Origin of the sequence: Acinetobacter lwoffii, from assembly GCF_029024105.1 — a bacterium.
In the GTDB taxonomy this organism is placed as follows: Bacteria; Pseudomonadota; Gammaproteobacteria; order Pseudomonadales; family Moraxellaceae; genus Acinetobacter; species Acinetobacter lwoffii.
In genome coordinates, this window is record NZ_CP118963.1 from 2,099,339 (window position 1) to 2,114,258 (window position 14,920).

At 42.6% G+C, this 14,920-nt stretch carries 21 protein-coding genes; 1 reads left to right on the forward strand and 20 read right to left on the reverse strand.

From position 1 onward, the window contains the following. Nucleotides 1–6: 6 nt before the first annotated feature. From PYW33_RS10220 to PYW33_RS10280, 13 genes are read right to left on the reverse strand one after another with little or no spacing between them, the layout of a single operon-like run. The gene (locus PYW33_RS10220) at nucleotides 7–429 is read right to left on the reverse strand and encodes a phage tail terminator protein (protein WP_004646451.1); all 423 of its coding nucleotides are present in this window, start codon (nucleotides 427–429) and stop codon (nucleotides 7–9) included. Next, a complete protein-coding gene (locus PYW33_RS10225; protein ID WP_004646450.1) occupies nucleotides 404–901 on the reverse strand; it encodes a phage virion morphogenesis protein in 498 nt (165 codons plus the stop codon). Before PYW33_RS10225 ends, PYW33_RS10220 begins: the two co-directional genes overlap by 26 nt. A gap of 7 nt (nucleotides 902–908) precedes the next feature. Next, nucleotides 909–1,349: a gp436 family protein gene (locus PYW33_RS10230; protein ID WP_004646449.1), complete on the reverse strand. Its 441-nt coding sequence runs from the start codon at nucleotides 1,347–1,349 to the stop codon at nucleotides 909–911. Between the two features lie 7 nt (nucleotides 1,350–1,356). Beyond that, nucleotides 1,357–1,716, reverse strand: a complete 360-nt coding sequence (locus tag PYW33_RS10235; protein WP_004646448.1) for a hypothetical protein — start codon at nucleotides 1,714–1,716, stop codon at nucleotides 1,357–1,359. A gap of 10 nt (nucleotides 1,717–1,726) precedes the next feature. Further along, nucleotides 1,727–2,806: a major capsid protein gene (locus PYW33_RS10240; protein WP_004646447.1), complete on the reverse strand. Its 1,080-nt coding sequence runs from the start codon at nucleotides 2,804–2,806 to the stop codon at nucleotides 1,727–1,729. A 6-nt stretch (nucleotides 2,807–2,812) separates the two neighbouring features. Then, the gene (locus PYW33_RS10245) at nucleotides 2,813–3,187 is read right to left on the reverse strand and encodes a hypothetical protein (RefSeq protein ID WP_004646446.1); all 375 of its coding nucleotides are present in this window, start codon (nucleotides 3,185–3,187) and stop codon (nucleotides 2,813–2,815) included. Nucleotides 3,188–3,190: 3 nt separating this feature from the next. Next, nucleotides 3,191–4,156 carry a hypothetical protein gene (locus PYW33_RS10250; protein WP_004646445.1) on the reverse strand — a complete coding sequence of 322 codons (966 nt, stop codon included), beginning with the start codon at nucleotides 4,154–4,156 and terminating at the stop codon, nucleotides 3,191–3,193. 53 nt (nucleotides 4,157–4,209) lie between these two features. Continuing rightward, nucleotides 4,210–5,415: a phage head morphogenesis protein gene (locus PYW33_RS10255; protein WP_004646443.1), complete on the reverse strand. Its 1,206-nt coding sequence runs from the start codon at nucleotides 5,413–5,415 to the stop codon at nucleotides 4,210–4,212. A gap of 3 nt (nucleotides 5,416–5,418) precedes the next feature. Further along, on the reverse strand, nucleotides 5,419–6,876 hold the full coding sequence (locus PYW33_RS10260; RefSeq protein WP_004646442.1) for a phage portal protein family protein: 1,458 nt from the start codon (nucleotides 6,874–6,876) through the stop codon (nucleotides 5,419–5,421). Nucleotides 6,877–6,888: 12 nt separating this feature from the next. Further along, complete coding sequence (locus PYW33_RS10265) at nucleotides 6,889–8,565, reverse strand: terminase large subunit (protein ID WP_004646441.1); 1,677 nt, start codon at nucleotides 8,563–8,565, stop codon at nucleotides 6,889–6,891. Continuing rightward, nucleotides 8,562–9,053, reverse strand: a complete 492-nt coding sequence (locus PYW33_RS10270) for a DUF2280 domain-containing protein (protein WP_004646440.1) — start codon at nucleotides 9,051–9,053, stop codon at nucleotides 8,562–8,564. The genes PYW33_RS10265 and PYW33_RS10270 overlap by 4 nt, the downstream gene beginning before the upstream one ends. A 46-nt stretch (nucleotides 9,054–9,099) precedes the next feature. Beyond that, complete coding sequence (locus tag PYW33_RS10275; protein ID WP_004646439.1) at nucleotides 9,100–9,741, reverse strand: putative metallopeptidase; 642 nt, start codon at nucleotides 9,739–9,741, stop codon at nucleotides 9,100–9,102. After that, nucleotides 9,701–10,138, reverse strand: coding sequence for a hypothetical protein (locus PYW33_RS10280; RefSeq protein WP_004646437.1), 438 nt, complete (start codon nucleotides 10,136–10,138; stop codon nucleotides 9,701–9,703). The genes PYW33_RS10275 and PYW33_RS10280 overlap by 41 nt, the downstream gene beginning before the upstream one ends. Nucleotides 10,139–10,380: 242 nt before the next feature. Between PYW33_RS10280 and PYW33_RS10285 the strand changes: the two genes are divergently transcribed. Further along, on the forward strand, nucleotides 10,381–10,563 hold the full coding sequence (locus PYW33_RS10285; protein ID WP_004646436.1) for a hypothetical protein: 183 nt from the start codon (nucleotides 10,381–10,383) through the stop codon (nucleotides 10,561–10,563). A 1,102-nt stretch (nucleotides 10,564–11,665) separates the two neighbouring features. Here PYW33_RS10285 and PYW33_RS10290 read toward each other — a convergent pair. The 7 genes from PYW33_RS10290 to PYW33_RS10320 form a co-directional block, all read right to left on the reverse strand. Continuing rightward, the gene (locus PYW33_RS10290) at nucleotides 11,666–12,028 is read right to left on the reverse strand and encodes a hypothetical protein (protein ID WP_004646434.1); all 363 of its coding nucleotides are present in this window, start codon (nucleotides 12,026–12,028) and stop codon (nucleotides 11,666–11,668) included. A gap of 10 nt (nucleotides 12,029–12,038) precedes the next feature. Continuing rightward, nucleotides 12,039–12,428, reverse strand: a complete 390-nt coding sequence (locus tag PYW33_RS10295) for a DUF6864 domain-containing function (RefSeq protein ID WP_004646433.1) — start codon at nucleotides 12,426–12,428, stop codon at nucleotides 12,039–12,041. 95 nt (nucleotides 12,429–12,523) lie between these two features. Next, complete coding sequence (locus PYW33_RS10300; protein WP_004646432.1) at nucleotides 12,524–12,760, reverse strand: hypothetical protein; 237 nt, start codon at nucleotides 12,758–12,760, stop codon at nucleotides 12,524–12,526. Between the two features lie 171 nt (nucleotides 12,761–12,931). Then, the gene (locus PYW33_RS10305) at nucleotides 12,932–13,459 is read right to left on the reverse strand and encodes a hypothetical protein (RefSeq protein WP_004646431.1); all 528 of its coding nucleotides are present in this window, start codon (nucleotides 13,457–13,459) and stop codon (nucleotides 12,932–12,934) included. Between the two features lie 12 nt (nucleotides 13,460–13,471). Next, the gene (locus PYW33_RS10310; RefSeq protein WP_004646430.1) at nucleotides 13,472–14,164 is read right to left on the reverse strand and encodes a metallophosphoesterase; all 693 of its coding nucleotides are present in this window, start codon (nucleotides 14,162–14,164) and stop codon (nucleotides 13,472–13,474) included. After that, nucleotides 14,161–14,565 (reverse strand): DUF559 domain-containing protein, encoded by a 405-nt coding sequence (locus PYW33_RS10315; protein ID WP_004646429.1) that lies wholly within the window; start codon nucleotides 14,563–14,565, stop codon nucleotides 14,161–14,163. Before PYW33_RS10315 ends, PYW33_RS10310 begins: the two co-directional genes overlap by 4 nt. Nucleotides 14,566–14,635: 70 nt before the next feature. Next, nucleotides 14,636–14,920, reverse strand: coding sequence for a helix-turn-helix domain-containing protein (locus PYW33_RS10320; protein WP_004646427.1), 285 nt, complete (start codon nucleotides 14,918–14,920; stop codon nucleotides 14,636–14,638).

A 14,920-nucleotide genomic window follows, 5' to 3' on the forward strand; every position in this document is an offset into this window, starting at 1 on the left:
TGGCTCCTAAATGAATTTTTGTGATTCAAAAATTATGGTGATGTATGCAAAGCCCGGACTATACCCATCCCGAACCGATATGAAATCCAGTGCAGTACGTGATGCTTGAGGCTGCCAACCGGAAAGCAGTTGAATCACCTTCTCAGTCAAAAGCCCCGCTTCATCACTTACAGCACGTCCATCGGTCATTTGAGATTGAGCATTGCGACACGCCACCGTAACCGCCCATTGCTGGCCGATCTGGTTGATGCTTCCACGACCTGCACTTGCCTTTTTATCTATACGGACAAAATTGACATGTGCCGACGGCGTGACCTGCGACATCTCTGTTACGCTGACTGAATTCAACGGCGTATAGATCTTTAGAAATTCTGGAATTTCTTTCAGCTTTTCTGCAATCTCATCACGCACCGCGAAGAAGGTGCTCATCTATAAAACTCCCGACAATATCCAAAACCATAACTTCATCTTCAGCATCAAGGCCGAGTTGAGTCCGAGGTGGAATAATGGATTGCTTAACTTTCCGATATTGGCTACCCACTGCAAAAGTGATGTATTGGCCATTCTTGGGTAGGATGGTTGCGCCGTAATGCAGATGTGGTGCGTACGCAACATCTGTACCCACCTCCACACCGCTTGAAAGAACATTATGTGTGTAGGAATTCATTAAGCGGCCAGTATCACGTAGCGTCTCGCCACCCTGCATACGTGCACGCCATGAAATCTTCCACGGGTTACCATTCACATCAGTACCGGTTAGAAATCGATGTTGAACACTGTCTACAAGCCCAGCACCAATCTCATCAAACAACTGACTCTTCAGCGAATCGAAGCTACCTAATTGGTTCAGCACTGCTTCAATAGGTGAACTATCAGCTTGAATGGTTATTGCGAAAGCCATAAACACCTCACTTCATGCTGGGCATCATGTCTAAAGTGGCATCACCAAATACACCACCGGTATACGAAGTACCGACTGGCGCTGTCGAAGGTCGCCCCTTAGGTTGGTCATCCACGATCTGGCTTGTTTCCGGTAACTGAATCTGCAAATGTGCCTTGTTGTCAGCAACACGTTTTAAGAATGCGATTGCATCTTCATAACGTTGACGCACCTCTTCGGTGGGTTGCTGAAAGTAAAGACGATAGCGTGCAATGTCACACGCCATACGCTTTAAATTACTTGGCACATTGGGAAGCGGCAAAGGATAACGGCCGCCGATGTGACCGTTGATTTCCTCTGTTGCATCCTGAATTGCATCAGTTACTGAGGACTGAGAAGGAAGCATCGTTTTTAGATTTTCAATCTCATCACCAAATCGTACGACCAAATCTGCTTCAGTCGCATACATAGATCACCTACTTGGTTTCATCCGCTGGCTTGGTATCCGCCTTAGGCTTAGCTGCAGGTTTCACCTTTTCAAGTTCAGCCACTTTAGCCTTTAGCTCAGCAACTTCTTGATCAGCCTTATCCTTGTCAGCAGCTGCTGTCTGATTCGCTTCGGTTAGGGTTTTATTTGCTGCTATTAGTTCAGCATTGGCCTTTTCAAGTTCAGCCAAACGTGCAGCGGTATTGTCTGCTTCTGGCTCTTCCGGCTCTTGATATTCTTCAATAGCCCCAGATGCTAAAAGGGCCTGAAGTTGTTTAGCTTCAAGCCCTTTGATTTCATCACCTGGCATAAAATGCCCGATGGATTGTTTTGCTGTGTACTTCGGCATGTCTTGCTCCTTATAGGGTGATAAAGCCAGTACCACCGACGACACCATTCTTGTTAGACGGCACAACCAGTGGAGCAGATTCAGTCATTAGCATGATGCCGCTTGGATCTTCACAATACCACTGGCGGTCAAAGTATTGCTGAGCAACGCCGTTGGCCAACATGTTTTTAATCTTACAGTGAGCAACTGAACCATTAGTATCAGAGATCAAAGAGAAGTAATCCTTAGGAATAAAACGATTCACCTTGCCCTTGTTGCGGTAGGTTGCGTCATATACCCAGAATTCGATTCCATCAAAAGTACCTTTGAAGGTCGCTGATTCCTTAACACCAAAACTTGGATTCACTGGAACAGAAATACCAGCATACGGCGTGATGAACTCTTTCTTAAACTCTTCATTGTTCCAGAGAGCTGCCCAAACCAAGCCAGACATAATAGACAGCTTAGTCTCACCACCATCAGCAGCCAATTGACGTTCAAGCATGGTGCGAATATCCGTTACCGGCTTGGCACCTGCTTCATTCCACTTGGTTAACGGCGTAAATGTCAAAGATGCATCACGACGGTAATCCACCAGGTTGTATTCATAATCATCAGAATGAAGTGCATATTTACCGTTTTTCAGTAAATCAATCGCCATCATCAGGACTGAGTTATCAATTGCATCATGGTTACGCTTCATTACCGAGATTTGAGCAATGATCATTTGCTCTTGCTCAGATAGTCGCTGGTTACCAGTTGAGATGATACCTGCAGTACGTAAACGTTCCAGCAAGGCAATTTCAAAAGTTTCAGCCGGAGTGACTTGGTTCTTTGGCTTGTAGTAAGCCGGTTTAACATGGCGTACTTCACCAGATTGAGTAGTATCAAATGGCTTACCAGGCTGTTGCGGAGATACCAGCGGCGCCAGATCATGTTCGGCAGACACTTCAGCCAAAGGCACATCATCACGGGTGAATAACGGGCGATTTGGGAAAAGCTTGTCTAAAAGCCAGGTATCCATTGGACGGTAATTTGAGTGGATCAGTGCAAGCTCGCCCACATCAAGAAGTTCAAGTGGAGCACCTTCAATATTAAAAGACTGTGGCATGTTGTTTTACACCTTAGAAAGTTCGATTTTGTTTTTAGTTGCCTGTGCACGTGCTGCGTCATATTGAGCAGTTGTAAGCAAGGTTCCATTTACCGATACAGCTTCGACATTAAATACGCCGCCGTAATACACTGGGATTTCGATCCCATCAGCGGCCTTGATTGTGGCTTCTGCAGCTGATACATCCTGACCACAGATCACATCCCATGTTTTTTCATCAGTGGCATGGGCCACCACATTGGCATCTGACAGTGTTAAAAGATCGCCGTATTTAAATGCTGTGGCGGTTGGCACCTTGGCATTAGCACGACGTAATTTTTCATTGTCCAGGATCAGCCGTTTTGAAGTGACCGAAATAGGCGGTACATAATGAATAGCCATGAATTATTTCCCCTTTTGTTCTGCAAATGCTTGTGCACCAGAAGTGAATTTGTGAGTGTCATTGTGATTTGACTGACCACCTTGCCCTGGGTTTGCCTGATGAGTGAATAAGTGAGCAAATGCCGGATTTACACCTGGTGTTTGTTGTTGCTGTTGTCCAGCTGGTGGCTGCTGAGTAGTACCTGCTGAGAATTGACGAAGCTGCTTAGCAGTAAAGCTAAAAACTGAATCATCCATATTGGTATAAGCGGTTTTATCTTCCGCACTAAACTGTGTCTTCAGTTCAGTTTCTAAAGCAGCAATATCATCAGCACGCTTTTGCGCTTTGAATTGCTTAAGTTCAGTCAGGGCATCATCACGCTCACGTTCTGCTTGCTCTTTGGCCTGTTGTGCTTTTTCTAATTCGGTCACGTCTGTGTCCTCTTTGGTTGGGTTTGGGTTTGCTTTGCCCGAGAAGGCTTTGATTGATGTGTTGCGATCAGCACCGGTCGAGCAGATTGTAAATTCACGAATACGGTTTTGACGGAAGATTGTGATCGGGCCTTCAAAGGATTGACCATTCACAGTGACTGTCTTGCCTTGAGACACTTCTTCAATCGATCCCGGATCAATCATCATCGACATCTGGAACGGGAAACCATCATCAGAGTCCTGGACAATTTCCTGTGCTTTGGCGTTTGTAAGGAAATCACCTGATACATCAATCTTTCCGTTTGTATCCACGGTTTGAACGACACCAATTCGACTTGAGCCGAAGTGTTCTTCAAGTAAGGCTGTCGGCTTATCAATCTCAATTCCATCAAGATCAAAGACCACGCCAGAGCGTCCCCAATACCAGTGACCATCTACACGACCACCAGCATAAGCAGTGCCTTTAAATTTCCGTTTCTGCCCTTCCTCGGCTTTGGGTACCTCAATCGCAGAGGCATTAAATAAATACTTCAGCCGTTCTTCATTTGGATCTGGCATTTTTCATGCTCCATAAAAAAACCGCCCAGAAGGCGGTAATATTCATTTTTAAATTAGTTCAACAAGGGCTTGAGTGTATAAACCATCTGCCCTTCCACCGCTTCAATCGAAACCACCTCAAAAGATAGCCCCATCGGCATGAGAACGCCGTTACCAGCATTTAACATATCCAGATCAATGCCCAGCCCTTTGGCATTTTCAATCTTAATCACGATATCTGAAGCTGTATCAGCCATCAGCAACGGCGCATTCAATTGAACTGTCTGCCCCACCTGATAAGCCGCTACTTGATTAAGTGTCGCAGCACCCACTACGGTTGAAGCCGTATTACTTGCCACAGCCTGAATTGCTGCCATATCGGTACTAAGCCAGCGTTTAAGGACATCATCAGCCAGTGAGCTTGTAGCGGAGTTTAAGTAGCTACTTATTGCAGCATCATTTCCTTGCACATAATCCAGAAAGGTACGGATCGCACTTGGCCGAATACTTGGATCAAGTGGAATTACCGTATTGGCTACCGTATCAAACAGGTCCCGAGTCTTATCATCCATCGGAGCAAACAGACTGGTGAGCTTTTTACTTGCCATCCATTCAGCCTTAATGACTTCTTTCTGCTCGAGGAGATATTCCTTATCCAGACTCGAAGCACTGATCTTTTTATCCACCAGCGATTCTAGTTCACCAAACTGCAATGGGTGAGAACTCCAATCCAAAGCCTCGGCAATTTCAGGCAACTGATCATCAGGTGTAATGCCGTATTTCAATGCCTGCTTCTCTGTTAAAGCTACGCACGTGCATCTACAACGGAAACCCGTTGGAGGATAATGTGTTAGCCAGAATGGATGATCAATCGGCAGTACGATACGATTCAAAGCTAAATGAGCAGGACGCACTCGACTATCATTGATCGCTGAGTACATTAGGTACGAGCGCTTAGCCTTATTTCGTTGCTGTTGTTGCCACCGCCCATGACCGTACGCACTCTGGATGTTGGTACGAAATACATTGTCCAGGTAGTGCTTTGGCAGAATGATTTCAGATTCTTCAATGAGCTTCTGAAAATCTTTAAAAGTACCGCCGTCAGCAATGGATTTATTCACTGCCTTAATGACCGTCTCAATTTGCTCAAGACTCGATAGAAAACTAACCGTAGTTGCCATCTGCCGGGTCTTTAGATCCATTGAATAAAACTCATCAGGCAGCACGATTTTTTTACTGTGAGCAAACCGAAGTGCCTCAAGGAATGTGACTGGTTGCATAACTTACTTCCCATTTTGCGCCGTCACATACCCCAACACATCTGCCGCATACAAAGCCTGATCTAGATTGGCCGTGAACTGAGTCTGAGTTGCACCAGGTATTAATTGCATCAGGTTATAAGCCAGACTTTCAGGGCTATCAGACTTGAATACCAATTCCTTGACCTGATCCGGTTTCAGTAACTGCAATTCATCCTGACCATCAGTCAGTTCTTCAACTTCCTGCTGCTCTGGTGAGAGCTTGTTTGCAGATGCCTTAAAGTTAAATGCTTGGCGCGGTAATGCAGAGAATTGATTGAAGCTGGTAGGAACCTGCTCATTCAAATCCCCTTCCTGTAGACCATACTCGCGAACAAAATATTCTTTAGACAGATTTGCACCCGCATTCTTTAAATGGACATCACGCTCTGCTTGGTCCTTATTCAGTGGTTTTGGTTTCTCACCAAGCATCACTTCATAATCCCCCCAACCGTTTAAAGCGCATAGAGCATTGACCACAGCCTGTAAAGTTGGTGTGACAAGCCTAATATCAGATTTAAGCTTATCCATTCGTACATTTTCATGCACTTGACCAAGACTGTAGCTTCCCTTCCCATCAGTCCCGCTGGTAAGTGTCTGCCCTAGTACAACTTTCTGGATCTGACGAATCAGCTGATTATTAAATGCCTCAAACGCTGCCCCTGCTGAACCGTTTGTTCCTGGTGCGGAAAGAATCTGAACATCATCATCTGCATCAATCGACAATACGCTTTGAGCATGAGCAGTTAACAAGGCTTTGCTCATATCATCAGTTTCAGTATCTTTGCACTTACCCAGTAAGATTGGTGTTCCAAAACGTTCGAGGAATTTCGCCCAGAATTTGAAGCCATTCTGCTTAAAGAAGAATAACCAATACAGCGTGGCTAATAGCGCTTTACCATATGGCTGTTCGTATGTGGCTTTACGGCGTGTTAAGAAGAATTTGAATGCTTGATCTACCTCATGCTCTGCATTGTTTCCATCCTGACGATAGATTAGCCGACCATCATTCTTAGGCTCAAACCATTGCATCGGTTTTTCACCAATCCATTGCAAACCAATATAACCTTCCGACTTTAGCTCATATACAGCTTCCTGAACCGAGTACCCGAAGAACAGTGCACTCATGGCAGCAGTCGCAATTTCATGGAACCATTCTTTCAGGATGAGATTCAGCTTTTCCGCTTCATCCGTATCATTTGGTTCAATTCGCAATGGCGTTGCTAAAAGTGCATCAATCCGTGTTTCAACTACTTGTGCAATCTCGTCATCATCAAGCAGTACACGCAATCTGTGGCGTGTAATTCCAGCTTTGCGCAGCACTTCATCGGTATCTGGTTGCTTGCCAAAGTTCACCAGAAACTGAGTGACTGCTTCTTGAGTGTATAAATTGCCGTAAGACAAAGCCTTCTTTGACGCTTTGTCCTTTTTAGACTTTGCCATGTTTTTTCCTTCTCAATAGGTTCGAGTACCTGCACCTGCAGGTTTTTTCCGTTTTCGCTCACGGATATCACTAAAGCAAATCATGACGCCGTCTGCTCGGTTTGGAGATAAAGCCCCGTCTGGTTGCTTATTGACTAGGATTTTGCCTGCACCATTCTTAGTATAAGTAGGCTGTGAAAGCTCTCGCTTGAGCTGTTCAAGCTCCTGCTTGTTTATATCTTTGGTAGAGAGCGAAATAAGATTGTCTGGGTCATATTGCATACCTTGTAAGGCTCGATAAGTATTCTGAAATCTTATGCGCAGTGACCACCACATCTGAGCTTTAAGATTGGCAAAGAAGTCTACATTTTTACGCGCCTCAACCATTTCCTGCTCCGGGTTGTGCACCGCACCTGAGCCTCGGAATGGATTTGCTTCGATCTCCGGAATACCTTTGGATCTATTCTGCTCATTAATGACTCGGGCATCACCACGTACACCAGCACCAAGTCCATCGGCATCGTAATAAAACGAGTTCAAACGTAGATCAAGACAAGCATCAATAGCTTTCTGAGTTGTGCCAAAGATGTCATCACCAACGCCTGACCAAGTGTCCAAATACTGCAGTACGATGCCATGACGTGCGGCAAAAGAGTTTTTATCCTTACCCTCATCTGCCACATCAAGCGCACCCATACGTTCGCCTGAAGGCTGAATATCTAAATGGAGATGAGCATCGACTGCAGCCTGCACCCATGCTGATGGAATCAATACACCTTCTACTGACGCGGCATAATCAATATCAACTTCTTGAGCTAAAACGATGTCATCAAGTGTGGCCAATTGTTTTTCATACCAGGGATGAATTAGCTTGCCATTAAATTCGACCTGCCAGTTCTTATCTGGGTTATCACGCCATGCCATCGTAAAAACGGCGTAACGACCACTAAAACGATCCTGGTGAAACTTGTCCCCAATACCGTTTGGTGTAGATCCCTTGATATGTACGTTTGTGTTTTGAGAAATGGCAGCATCAACAGCTTCTTGCCGCTCTACGAATGCCCATTCATCCAGAAAGTACATTGTGGTACGACCACCACGGCCAATATTGTCACCAGCCTCACCCGTAACCGTTGCGCCGTTGTCCGGGTTAATGATTCGCATGTAGTTATCATGCACTTTCTCGACAAAACCTTTAGGCTTCATCCAATCCGGCAACTTGGAAAACATATCCCTGAATTTGTGCAGTAACGTTTTCGGATCACCTTTCTTATCGACCAAATCCTCTTTACGACTACCGACACCACCTGCAAAGCCTTCAACAAATAACCACCGGTGCAAATAAAAGCCAAGTACAACGTAACTCATCCCCTCATCACGACTTTTTTCAATTAAGCCGTGTGTCTGGGTGCTTTCACGCTCTAATAGCCAATCAACAAGCTCAACCTGACCAGGACGCAAAACAAAAGGAATATTCGCCGGCAGTCCAAAAGGCATGCCCCGTGGATCATAAGTCCATACCCAGTGATTAAACCAATGAGCCGGATCATTCTTACATTTGTAGATTTCAGCCTCTCGACTTAGTTCATTCTGCTCTATCAGCATCCGGTAGTAATAGCGCCGTTTCATCTCTTCAATGATTTCAGGTAGACGTGTATTGATCGTCCACTCTTTAATTAGTGGCGCTATATCTTCGATTGCATAAGTCATAACTTGCCATTAATTGCTAAACGCGAAAGCTCTTGCGCCGTCATGCCAGCAAGCTGTTCAGGTGTATATTGAGGAAGATTTTTAGTTTCTTGCTGAATAGGTCCGCCGTCTGGACCAGTGATTTCCTGCTTTGTCACACGGCCATCTGTTTCTTGGAATGCCTGTTTCAGCAGATTTTGTTTTGCCCGTTTATTTTTTCCAGAATCCTCATACATCTTCTGAAGCTCACGTAAACGAAACGCCTTGTTAGCAATCGCAATATCATCAATATTTTCACGAAACTCTTTGCGAGTTTGCTCAAATAAATCCTTTAACTTTTTACTGAGATTACGACCTGCATATTTTGTCGGGTCATAACTGTGACATTGTTTTCGATCAATCTTGATCTTATATATTTCTTCTACCGCGTCTGCCACTTGTTGAGGGGTTTCAAAGCAAGCAAGAGACTGAACTATAAACATTTTTACAGGCTCTTTTAATGCTGCCATAAATACCTCTTTGTCGTTCTACGTCGTACAAGATAGGCAAAAAAATTTAACCTATGACACAGTTCCCACAACACGCAGCCATACTTTTTTCAGATACAAACGGCGCATTTTTGGAGATTTCCAAAAGTCTTTTTACTGACTCATCTGCGCCCCATCGCTTAGTTTCACCAAAGAACACTTCAACATCATGGCCAGCCAGGTAATGCTTAGGCAGTCCGGTCATATCGCTATAAATGATTTCACCATCTTCATCACGTTCTACACCGATGTGATAAAGCTCATGCTCAATCAGGCGACAAAACTCACGATCTGAGGCTTGCTCACAGAAAGCAGCATCCACAGTAATCAAGTATTGAGGTACAAAGCCAAACCAGTCTCGCATCTGCTGTTCCTGACGTGCTTTCTTCCAGCCACCCTGGTTAAACATGACCTTTTCACACTGACCCAGCACCATACGTTTTTTCGCTACAGCGGCAGATGAAGCCCAGGCGAATGCAAGGAACTCTTCATTGTCGTGAAGTAGCTCAGCAATATGGTCGTGATCTGGGTTATGTAGTTCACCACCGAGAGTAAGCCAGTTATTCACGACCCATTCTTTAAGCTCTGGTGCCGGTGCCAAACGAATGGCTTCTTCTTCCTCAGCCTGATCAATCAGCTCCGTCGGCGGGAATGGTCTGAACTGTTCCATCTTCTAATCTCTCTAACTGACTTCGAATCCAGTTAATTGCATAACCCGATTCAATCTGATGAGGTTCAAGGCGCACAAATGTATAACCTTGATCTTCAGCAAGATCATACTTATTAAATGAATTCGCTATCTTTTTCCCACCACGACCAACCGCCCATGGACTGCCCACAATTTCTATAAGAAGGTTCAGCTTCACAATATAAAAATCAAACCGCCAATTTTTGGTTGATTCAAATTGAAACTTTCGACGATAACCAATGGCATGTTCTTCTAATTCTTGAAATAGGGTTTCTTCTGCTTCTAAGTATTTTTCTTTGGCTTTCGGTAGTGGCTTATTGCGGGGTTTGGTTTTGATTGGACGCTTCTTGGTTTTCCAGAAATATTCTTTTTCGTCCATATACACCCCTTGTATCAGCAATGTATCGAGAAGATATAAATTAAATACCTTGACTATTTAAATAGTGATACAGATCAATCTGGCGACCGGTTTATTATAAAAACCTTTGAAATATAAATAAGATATAAACATTTAAATCCTACATATATCTACACTTATCCCTCCAAATCATCCCATTGTAAGTGCTACTAGTATGTCACTCTGAATAGGTCGAATCTTCGGCAACAAAAATTGAGAAAACTATGTTAGTTAATACAAATACCGCTCAAAAAGCTTCTTTCAATCAATTTTCAAATAATGCTACTGAAAACAAGCCTAAATCAGAAAACCATACACAGAAGCCTACACAAGATAAACCCAATCAAAATGATACAACCTCCACTAAAGAGCAAGATGATCAAAAAGAAAATACAGATAAAAAGTAAATCATCGCTCAATCTTTTGATTAGTAAGAAAAGCCTATCTACCTGATGGGCTTTTTGAAATTTGAAATATCTATTCTACACAACACCACTTCAAATCATCCCCATGGATGCCAAAGCCATTCCCAAACTCATTCGACCTAATCGCATATTCACCACCAATAAGAAAAGAAAAACCCCGACAAATTAATGACGGGGTTTGAGTCGTAATACGTTCGACAAAAGGAAAATAGCAATATATTTCAATAAAAAACCCGTTTAACTCTCTCCAATTAAACGGGCTTGACTTGCGTCACAACGTCTTTCTTCTTTTGCAGAGCAACTATATTGCTTAAATATTACAGCTTTATGAAACAGCTCTTTGCTTGAGTGATTGTTATTCAACTTCTTTCAAACAATCCCGACACACTTTGATTTCTTCATCATCAATCGTGTAATCGATCTCAGTCGCACCGTGTAGGCCGAATAAACACATCAGTAATCTAAGCATGATTTTACTCCTGGACAATCAAGCAATCATGTCGCAAGAAATGTCAGTTATTTTCACTTATAAAACATAAATTTATAATATTCATTACTGAAATAATGTCATTAACTTTGTCGAACTAAGCAAGATTCATTCCTGGTTAATCAAGCATTTTAATTTGGTATGATTACACTAGTATTTCTCAGGGCATTAAAAAGCCCTTTTCGCAGGGCCAAACGCTACTCACAATCACACACACCTAACATGCACGGTCTGCTTTACTTGCTTTCAATCCTCTTTAGGTCGGGACGCTACTCCCTAGTCTAGATTCCCGAAGGAAGTTTACTCGAAGGCATGTTCCACTGGTCAGCACTCCAGTAGGCTTGGGTCGCCTTTTTACAGGCAATAAAAAGCCCACTTACTCGTCAAATAAGTGGGCCAGTGCTGTAGTCACTTTCTTCGTATTGCATCTTCTTCTTATCGCAAAAACAATATAGCACTAAGGCTTTGATCAGAAAGTATAGAGAATATTAAGAAATTATTATTCATTGTCTAATTTTGGTTAATTTTCGTTTTAGGTCATAAATTCTAAGCATTAAAAAAGCCCACCTTTCGATGAACTTCTTTTGAAATTTAAAATTACTTATAGTCTTTACCAAATGCGTAACCAAGTGCCAGAGTGATAATGGGTGTAAATATTGACCACACTGTAGGTATAAATCTTCTTAACTCATTAATTTCATCAGCATTGTTGCTAGAAAATGCTACCCAGAGAAATAGAAAAATAATAATAGTTATTGCTGAAGCAATAATAAAACACCATCTAATAGTGGTCCAAATAATAGAGTGTTTAGCATCATCTCCAGTGCCAATTTCTTTTGTAATTCTTCCTACAATTTTCGCATCTGCAATATGATTTGGATTGATAGATGTGCTTTTTTCATCAACCCCACTTTCAGTGTTAGGTAGAGGTGACCGAAATGTGATTTTATCTTCACTCACGTTAACACCATTAATTACTTAGAATTGAATAATTAAACTGTCTATTCCCTTCCACAACAATAGTGAAAAAAGAAACATATATTTCGCGCCCCTTATAAAAAACCACTTGCACTGGATCTAACAGTCCACTCCCCAAAGGATTGTTAAAATTCATCAGAGTTAATTTAAGTTTTAACCCAGGATTGTTCTCAGCCTTAGTTTCGATCTTTTGTGTTGAAATAGCATCATTATTTATAAAGTTAAAAACCAACTCAAAGTCATCAATTAAAAACCTAATAGGCTTAGATGACTCACAATGCAGTACCCCGCTATCAATAACCTTAAGCTCACCAACAAATTTTTGAATAGTAAACCTTGGAGGGGATGCTGAAAACACATTCGCGTTAGTTGAATGATCCATATCACATTAACCTAATTTATTATTCATGAAATACTACTTCAAATAACAGCCATAAAAAAGCCCACCATTTGGCGAGCTTTCCTTGATGCTTAAACCTATTTTTGACATTTCACGTTAAACTGGTATTCGTCTTGAGTGACCTTAATTTTAATATTTTTATATTTTCGTTTGTTTGGATCCATTGCCGAGCCAGCCACTTCCTCAAAAAAGCTACGATCATTCATTAGCTCGCCATACGCTTTATAGCCTAATAAAATCTTTTCAGGCTTTTCGCCTTCAGCCACTAATTTACCGAGAGTATCTTCTAGTTTTTTAACAGTTAAAATCGCCATTTCAATTAGAGCTCAAAAACAAAAAGGCATTATCACTTAATTTTATGAATAAATAATGTCAAAAAAGCCCACCTTTCGATGAGCCTTCTATCAGTAGTGCGACTTACTTACACTTCGCACCACTATAACACGAATTTAGCATTACCCTTGTACAAGGTCAATCCCTAATCATTATTTATATTCAATGAACTTATAACGACAGTGCAATGCAGCCAAACCGCACTTCACATCAGCACGAGCATCATTTTCTGAATACATTTTCACCATGTCGCCCACTGGATTCATCTCCCATTTCACCATCTGCGACCACGAATTCCCATAAAAATAACGGCAGATAATCGCATCCATCCACTCATCCATGATTTCACTTTGACCCTGCATATCCAGAATTAAGCGCTGGACTGCCCGAGCTTCATTATCATCAATCTCACAAACCACCCCAACTCTGGATAATTTCGGCTTTTCCTCTGACAGCATTGAATCAGCAATAATTTGACGAGTCTTTCTCACACCCAACTTAAACTTGCGCTGCTTTACAACCGCCTCATCCATAGCAACAGCAATAGGATTGATGCTCTTGCCGCATGTTCCAGAAACGCTATTCATCCAAGCCCCAAACTGGTAAAGCCACTCTTCCAGTGAGTACTTTGACCAATTAACCGCCTGCATAATATTTTGAACCCCAACCATCGCATTCATCCCTATTCCCTCTTAAATCTTGCTTAAATCTAAAATTGTCATTGTTCCCCAATGAACTGCACCAGTATCAATCCAGTAGCAGTTATCGCGCTTGCATGGCTTCTGAGTAACCGTATGTCCCATGATTACCGCATCAACTCCTGAAACATGGGTGTATTGTTGGTTTTCTTCATCCAGTCGATCACGACCCCACATTGCTAATTCAGTAGGGAAGCGTTCCTTTTTGATAATGTGCTGAGCTTGATCAAAATTATTTAGAATGCTTTTAAACTCATCCCAATTGTTCTGTTCGATATGGCCATGAACAAAGCCAAATTTTCTACCTTTGTGATTAATCTCTAAAGCAATCGGTAGAGTTTTTAATTTTTTAATGATTTCGCGCTGAACCTGGTAATCCAGGTCATAAAACCATTCACCACCATTTTGAATATGGCAATTGAAGTAAGAGCGATTAACATCACCCATGATGACCAAATCTTCATGATTACCCTTTACGGATGTAAACCAAGGCTCATCAATTAGACTTACGCATTCTTCGTTCTGAGTACCTCGATCCACTAGATCACCAACCGCAACCAGCAAATCATTCTCAAAGTCGAAGCTAATTTCTTTAAGTCGAGTCATAAGCAGGTTGTAGCAGCCGTGAATATCACCAACGGCATACAACTTTCCTTTGATTTCTTTATCCCAAATTTTGACCTTCATAGCCCTACCATCTTCTCAATTTGCTGTATCGCTAAACCTGACTTCACTTGATCTGTACTAAACCGTATTACTTGATAACCAAGCATTGTTGCTGCGTTATATTTTTCCATGTCCCCGATATACCCCTTGCCTCTGGTATGTCTTCCTCCACTCCAGATCGCACCTTCAACTTCTACCAGTATCTTTTTTCCTACCAGGTGGAAATCAGCTCTCCATTTCCGCTTTGGGTGAAACTCAAATTCCTGCTCAAACTCAATTTTTAAAGTCTTTAGTTCTCGGGCCAGTTTCGCCTCAAACTCATTCGGTACTTTTTCGCCTTTCACATTAGGACGCTTGGAGCGCCCTTTCGGTCTGGTGGCTTTCACCATCTTTTTGTATTCAGCGATTGAGTAGCTGGTCATTCACACCATATCCTCAAAACGACGGCGCCAATTGCCATGAAAATAAACATCAATGTTTTGTTTAGATCCTTCACGCCGCCACCTTCACTGTGAAAATCTGCTTAGTCTTTTCAGTTACGGTGAAGCCTGCAGGTGTAGCGCCATCTCTCTGGATATATCCGGCATGCTCCAACTGACCTAAATAACGCTGTACAGTGCGACGATTACCCTCCATTAGTACCATCACATCAGAAACGCTTGTTTTGCCCCGTTTAGCCATCATTTGACGCAATATACGAATCATTTTCTCGCCTTGGGTTACGGCATGCATCGATGCGCACCAATCCATGGTTTGAAAGTCATATTCTTTTGACAT